Origin of the sequence: Cellulomonas septica (assembly GCF_012396155.1) — a bacterium.
GTDB classification, from domain to species: domain Bacteria; phylum Actinomycetota; class Actinomycetes; order Actinomycetales; family Cellulomonadaceae; genus Cellulomonas; species Cellulomonas septica.
On the sequence record NZ_JAAXOY010000151.1, the window covers coordinates 1 to 6,494 of the forward strand.

At 72.4% G+C, this 6,494-nt stretch carries 7 protein-coding genes; all 7 read right to left on the minus strand.

Going from position 1 to position 6,494, the window contains the following annotated elements:
- Positions 1-58: 58 nt before the first annotated feature.
- Positions 59-418 (minus strand): META domain-containing protein, encoded by a 360-nt coding sequence (locus HGA02_RS07795; protein WP_168678545.1) that lies wholly within the window; start codon positions 416-418, stop codon positions 59-61.
- Positions 419-488: 70 nt separating this feature from the next.
- Positions 489-1,190 (minus strand): hydrogen peroxide-dependent heme synthase, encoded by a 702-nt coding sequence (hemQ, locus tag HGA02_RS07800; RefSeq protein WP_168678546.1) that lies wholly within the window; start codon positions 1,188-1,190, stop codon positions 489-491.
- Positions 1,191-1,261: 71 nt separating this feature from the next.
- The gene (locus HGA02_RS07805; RefSeq protein WP_425483041.1) at positions 1,262-2,473 is read right to left on the minus strand and encodes a ferrochelatase; all 1,212 of its coding nucleotides are present in this window, start codon (positions 2,471-2,473) and stop codon (positions 1,262-1,264) included.
- Between the two features lie 93 nt (positions 2,474-2,566).
- A complete protein-coding gene (locus HGA02_RS07810; RefSeq protein WP_168678547.1) occupies positions 2,567-3,550 on the minus strand; it encodes an ABC transporter permease subunit in 984 nt (327 codons plus the stop codon).
- Positions 3,547-4,518, minus strand: a complete 972-nt coding sequence (locus HGA02_RS07815; RefSeq protein WP_210728301.1) for a carbohydrate ABC transporter permease — start codon at positions 4,516-4,518, stop codon at positions 3,547-3,549. Before HGA02_RS07815 ends, HGA02_RS07810 begins: the two co-directional genes overlap by 4 nt.
- Positions 4,519-4,653: 135 nt before the next feature.
- Positions 4,654-6,033 (minus strand): ABC transporter substrate-binding protein, encoded by a 1,380-nt coding sequence (locus HGA02_RS07820; protein WP_168678548.1) that lies wholly within the window; start codon positions 6,031-6,033, stop codon positions 4,654-4,656.
- A 96-nt stretch (positions 6,034-6,129) separates the two neighbouring features.
- Positions 6,130-6,494, minus strand: a 365-nt coding sequence (locus HGA02_RS07825; protein ID WP_168678549.1) for a DUF3459 domain-containing protein, incomplete at its 5' end; no start/stop codon positions are given.

The window sequence follows — 6,494 nt, forward strand, 5'->3', positions numbered from 1 at the left end:
CCGCGCGGCCGGTGCCGCGCGGCCGGTCGGCGTCGTGAGGGGGCGTCGACCGCCGGGGTCAGACGGGTGTGTCCCCCGCGTGCTCGTCGCGCACGAGCGTCGCGCCGGACCTCCCGTCGAGCCGCAGCTCGAGCCGGTCGCCGTCGGCGTGCACGTCGAGCGCGCTGTTGAGCAGCTCGACGACCTGGCGTTCGCACGCCATGGCCTCGTCGGGGCCGGCCATGAGGGTCGACACGACGGGGCCGAAGGTCAGGCGCGACTCCTCGAGCTGCCACGTCCCGCGGACCCGGTTGACGCCCGCGAGCCCGTAGACCTGGCCGTCGCCGTCGAACGTGAGCCACGGCGCGTGCCGCACCTCGTCGGGCAGCGGTGCGCCGCCGAGGGTCTCGAACCGCCACGTGCCCTGGAGGGTCGCCATGTCCCGATCATGGCACCGGCGCCCGTCCCCGGGGAGGGACGGGCGCCGGTCACGCGGACGCGAGCGGGGGTCAGCCGCGCGGCTGGCGGTCCGCCCAGGCCTCGAGCGTGGTGCGGGGGCCGGTGTAGAACGGCACCTCCTCGCGGACGTGCAGGCGCGCCTCGGTCGCGCGCAGGTCGCGCATGAGGTCGACGATGCGGTGCAGCTCGCCGGCCTCGAACGCGAGGATCCACTCGTAGTCGCCCAGCGCGAACGCGGAGACGGTGTTGGCGCGCACGTCGGCGTAGTCGCGCGCGGCCTGCCCGTGCTCGACGAGCATGCGCCGGCGGTCGTCGTCGGGCAGCACGTACCAGTCGTAGGACCGGACGAACGGGTAGACGCACAGGTAGTCGCCGGCGTCCTCGCCCGCGAGGAACGCGGGGACGTGGGACCGGTTGAACTCGGCGGGGCGGTGCAGGCCGACGACCGACCAGACGGGCAGCAGGTGGCGGCCGAGGTCGCTCGCGCGCAGCCGCTGGTAGGCGCCCTGCACCTCCTCGACGGTCTCGGCGTGCCACCACACCATGAGGTCGGCGTCGGCACGCAGGCCCGCGACGTCGTACCAGCCGCGCACGACGAGGCCGTCGGCGGCGACCGCGTCCTGCGCGGCGGCGATGAGCTGCGCGCGCTCGGCGTCGTCCTCGGGCAGCACCTCCTCGAGCGCGAAGACGGTCCACATCGTGTAGCGGACCGTGGCGTTGAGGGCCTCGGCGTCGGGGCTGGCGTGGCTCACGGGGTCGTCCTTCCGGGACTGAGGGGTCAGGACTGGGGGGGGTCAGGACCGAGGGGTCCACGACCGAGGGGTCAGGACCAGGGGTCGGTCGAGCAGGCGGCGGGGATGCCGGAGTCCACGCCGGCGCGCTGCCGGCAGCAGCCGGGGCGGCACACGTCGCGCCAGGCGGGCAGGCTGCCGACGGCGGCACCCTCCGGCGCCGGCGTCCCGGCGTCGAGCGCACGCGCGAGCGCCGCACGCTCGAGCACGAGGTCGACCAGCCCGCGGACGAACGGCTCGCGGGTGCCGACCGAGTCGGCGCGCACGGCGGTCAGACCCAGTTCCTGCGCGGTCTCGAGCGCCTCGGTGTCGAGGTCGAACGCGACCTCCATGTGGTCGGAGATGAACCCGATGGGCGACAGCACGACGGATCGGACACCCTGCGCGTGCAGCGCCTCCAGGTGGTCGTTGACGTCGGGCTCGAGCCACGGCTGGCTCGGCGGGCCGGAGCGCGAGCAGTACGCGAGGTCCCACTCGACCGGGCGGCCCAGGCGCTCGCCGACCGCGGCGGCGACCGTCGCGGCGACGTCGAGGTGCTGCGCGCTGTACGGCGCGCCGCTCACGGCCGACGCCTCCTCCATCGTCGTCGGGATGGAGTGCGTGACGAACACGAGGCGCGCGGCCGGGTCGCCGATCTTGTCGTAGGCCTCGGCGACCGCGTCGACGTTCGCCTGCACGAAGCCGGGGTGGTTGAAGTAGGGGCGGACCTTGTCGGCGACCAGCGGGTGCTCGCCGTCGGCCAGGCCGAGGTCGACCGCGAGCTCGTCGAGCGAGCCCCACAGGTTCTCGCGGTACTGGCGGCACCCCGAGTACGACGCGTAGGCGCTGGTCACGAGCGCGACGATGCGGCGGGCGCCGTCCGCATGGGCCGCGGCGAGCGCGTCGCGCGTGTACGGCTCCCAGTTGCGGTTGCCCCACACGACGGGCAGGTCGACGCCGCGGCGTGCGAGCTCCGCCTGGAGCGCCTTCTGCAGCGCGAGGTTCTGGGCGTTGATCGGGCTCGCACCGCCGAAGTGGTGGTAGTGCTCGGCGACCTCGACGAGACGCTCGTCGGGGATGCCCTTGCCGGCCGTGACGTTGCGCAGGAACGGCAGCACGTCGTCGGGGCCGTTCGGGCCGCCGAACGAGAACAGCAGCAGCGCGTCGTACGGGGCGGCGGGGTGCGCGTCGGCGGGGACGGGGGCGGTGCGGTCGGTGGGACCGGCAGCGGGCGCGGGGGTGCTCAGCGAGATGTCGGGGGCCACCCACCGATCATCGCACCGGTCCCGCGACCCGCCCGGCCGGAGCGGCCCGTCGGCAGCCGTGATCCTGATCCGACAGCCCGTCAGAAAACTGCGTCAGCCCTTGACCGCTCCCCCGAGCCCCGCGCCGCGCAGGAACATGCGCTGGAAGACGAGGAACATCGCGATCGGGATGAGCGTCGAGATCGCGAGCGCGGCCATGAGCGTGCCCTTGTCGACGTTCGCCATGGACTGCAGGTAGACCGACAGCGGCTTGACCGCGTCGGACTTGAGGACGAGGAAGGGCCACAGGAAGTCCTTCCACGACGCGATCACCGCGAACACCGAGACGACGCCGATGATCGGCTTGCTCATCGGCAGGACGATGCTGCGGAACAGCCGGAACGGTCCCGCGCCGTCCATGCGCGCGGCCTCGAAGATCTCCCGCGGCAGCGAGTCGAAGAACCGCGCGACGAGCACCACGTTGAACGCGCTCGCCCCGGCCGGCAGCCACACCGCGAGGTAGTTGTTGATGAGGCTCGGCCCGAGCGGTGGGTCGACAACGATCTTGTAGAGCGGCACGAGCAGCACCACGGCCGGGACGAACAGCGTCGCGAGCACCGCCCAGTTGAGGGCCCGCGCCCACGCGGGCCGCAGCACCGACAGCACGAACCCGCCGGTCGTCGCGACGACGACCTGCACGAGCCACGAGCCCACCGCCACCCACACGGTGTTCATGAAGAACTGGCCGATGTGGTACCTGTTCCACGCCATCTCGACGTTGTGCATGGTCGCGCCGTTCGGGAAGAACGCGAGCGGCGTGCTCTGGATGTCCTGCGTCGGCGTGAACGCGAACTTGCCGAGCAGCAGCAGCGGGCCGAGGCACCACACGACGAGCAGCACGAGCAGCAGGAGGTGCATCGTGCGCCAGGTGTGCTTGACGAGCGGGCGGCGCCAGTCCGCGGTCGACAGCGCGCCGCGCTCGCCGGAGTCGATGACGAGCCGCCGACGGCCGAGTCGTCGCGGGGGCGCGCCGACGGCCGCAGCAGCGGCCGCGGGCTGCGCGGGGCTCAGGGACGACGGGGTCTGCACGGTGGTCACGACTGGCTCCAGCTGCGGGTCAGGCGGAAGTAGACGAGCGACAGGACGGCGAGCACGACCGCGAGGAGCAGGCTGAGCGCCGTCGCCTCGCCGAAGTTGTTGCCGATCGAGGTGAACGCGAGCTGGTAGACCCACAGCATCACGGTCAGCGTCGCGTGGTTCGGGCCGCCGTTGGTGAACAGGAACGGTTCGAGGAAGACCTGCGCCGTGCCGATGACCTGCAGGATCAGCGTGATGAACAGGACGCCGCGCAGGTGCGGCATCGTCACGTGCCACACCTTGCGCCACACCGACGCGCCGTCGACCTCGGCCGCGTCGTAGAGCTCCGACGGGACCCCGATGAGCGCCGCGAGGTAGATGATCACCGTCCCGCCGGCGGCGGCCCACGTCGCCTCGAGCACGAGCGACGGCATCGCCATCGACTGGTCGTTGAGCCACGAGTACGGGCCCAGCCCCACCCAGCCGAGGATCGTGTTGAAGACGCCCTGCGGGCGCGGGTCGTAGAAGAACTTCCACAGCAGCACCGCGACGACCGGCGGCACGACGACCGGCAGGTACGCGAGCACCGAGTACAGGCCCTTGCGGCGGCGCAGCTCGCTCATGAGCACCGCCCCGACGAGCGGGATCGGGTACCCGAACACGAGGGCCAGCAGCGCGAACCACGCGGTGTTCCGGACGACCTTCGGCAGCAGCGGGTCCGCGAAGATCGCCTGGAAGTTCTCCAGTCCCACGAACGTGGGCGGGTCGATGAGGTTCGTCTGCTGGAAGCTCATCACGACAGCCGAGACGATCGGCCACCACGAGAAGACGCCGAAGACCAGCAGCAGCGGCAGCGCGAAGACGAGGGCGGACAGCCCGCCGCGGCGTGCCCACGTGAGCGGGCTGCGCCCCGGCACGCGAGGCGCGGGGCGCCCGGCGCGCGCGGTGCCGCGCGGGCGGTCGGTGAGGACGGCGTCGTCCGTGGTCATGAGGGCCTTCCTGGTGGTCCGGGGCGGTCCGGGGTCCGAGGTCCGGGGCCGCGGGCGACGACCCGCGGGTCCGGGGTTCCGTGGCGGTGCCGCCGGGTGACGGGGTGCGTCACCCGGCGGCACGCGAAGGGCGTGTCAGCCGTCGATCGCCGACTGGCCCGCGTCGTTCGCGGTCGCGAGCAGCGCGTCGATGTCCGCGTTCTCGTCCGAGATGACGGCCTGCACGACCGGGAACAGCTGCGCGTACAGGTCCTGCACCGCGGCCGACGCCTCGGGCACGAGCTCCTGGTCGAACATGACGTCGGTGTAGCCCGTCATGTTCTCGAGCGGGACGTTGATGTAGTCCGCGACCCACTCCTGCGACTGCTCGTAGTTCTCCTTCGAGAAGATCGGCAGCACGGGCGTGCCCACGGCCTGCGCCGGGTCGGCCTCGGCACGCGTCTTCGCGTCGGCGACCGCCTGGTCCTGGTCCTGCAGCTTGCTCAGGTACCACCAGTCGATCCACTTGACGGCGGCGTCCTTCTGCTCGTCCGTCGACTGCTTCGTGACCGCGGCCATCGTGCCGCCGGTCAGCGCGCCGCCGTCGCCCGACGTCGGGATCGCGGTCAGGCCGTAGCCCCAGTCCGCGGTGACGCCGTTGGCCTCGACGAGCGAGTTGTAGACGTCGGATCCCGACGTGTACATCGCGAGGTTGCCCGCCGCGAACTCGGTGTTGATGTCGCCCCAGCCGAGGTCGGTGCGGTCGAGCAGCGAGCCGTCCTCCCACTTGAGGTCGTGCAGCCACTGCAGGTGCTCCGCGACCGCCGGGTCGTCGAGCGTCGCGGTGTACGCGTCGCCGTCGAACGTCTCGATGACGCCCCCGCGCGAGTTCGCGCCCGCCGCGAGCTGCCAGCCGCCCGCGTTGTCGAGCGCCATCATCGCGTAGCCCGCGACGCCCGTGGCGTCGTGGATCTTCTTCGCGTCCTCGCGGACCTCGTCCCACGTGGTCGGCGGCTGGTCGGGGTCCAGGCCGGCCTGCTCGAAGAGGTTGCGGTTGTAGTGCAGCGCGACCGCGTAGATCGACTTGGCGGGGACGGCGTAGATCTTGCCGTCGTCACCGGTGCCGTTCGCGATGAGCGCCTCGTTGAACTGGTCGCCGTACGGCAGCGCCTTGACCTGCGCGTCGATGTCGGCGAGCTGGCCGTTCTCGATGAGCGTCTTGCCGTCGGTCAGGGGGATCTCGAAGACGTTCGGCAGCGTGCCGCCGGCGAGCTGCGTCGTGAACGTCGACGCCTTCCACTCGTAGTCCTCGGTCTCGACGTCGATGTCCGGGTACTCCTCCTCGAACGCGGCGACGCGCTCGGCGAGCTGCTCCTTCGCGGCGTCGTCGGCCGTCGGCAGGAGGCCCGCGACGGTGATCTTGACCTTGCCGTCCTCGCCCGTGGGCGAGTCGGAGTCGTCGGTGCTGCACGCGGTGAGCAGACCGATCGAGAGCACACCGGCCAGGGCCAGTGCGGTGGGACGCGAGGACCTCATCGTCACTCCTTCGGGGATGCGGTCGACGGCGGGCGACGGCCGCGGGGCGGGACTGCGGGTTCGGTGTCAGTCGGTGTCAGTCGGTGTCGGGGCGGGTCACGTGCGCAGCCACGCGGCCGTGTCGCGCGGCAGCAGGCCTGCGTCGTCGAGCGGGTCGCTCGTCAGCAGGACGTCGGTGTGGGCGGGCAGCGGCACCGGGTCGGTGCCGAGGTTGACGACGCACGTGACGTCGCCGCGGGCGAACGCGAGGACGTCGCCGGTCGTCTCCACCCAGGTCAGCGGGCCGTCGCCGAGCGCGGGCTCGGCCCGGCGCAGCGCGAGAACGTGGCGGTAGAGGCGGAGCGTCGAGGTCGGGTCCGACTCCTGCGCCTCGACGGTCAGGCCGGCCCAGTCGGCGGGCTGCGGCAGCCACGTCGGCGCGGGTGCGCCGCCCTCGGCCGGTCGGGTGCTGAAGCCGAAGG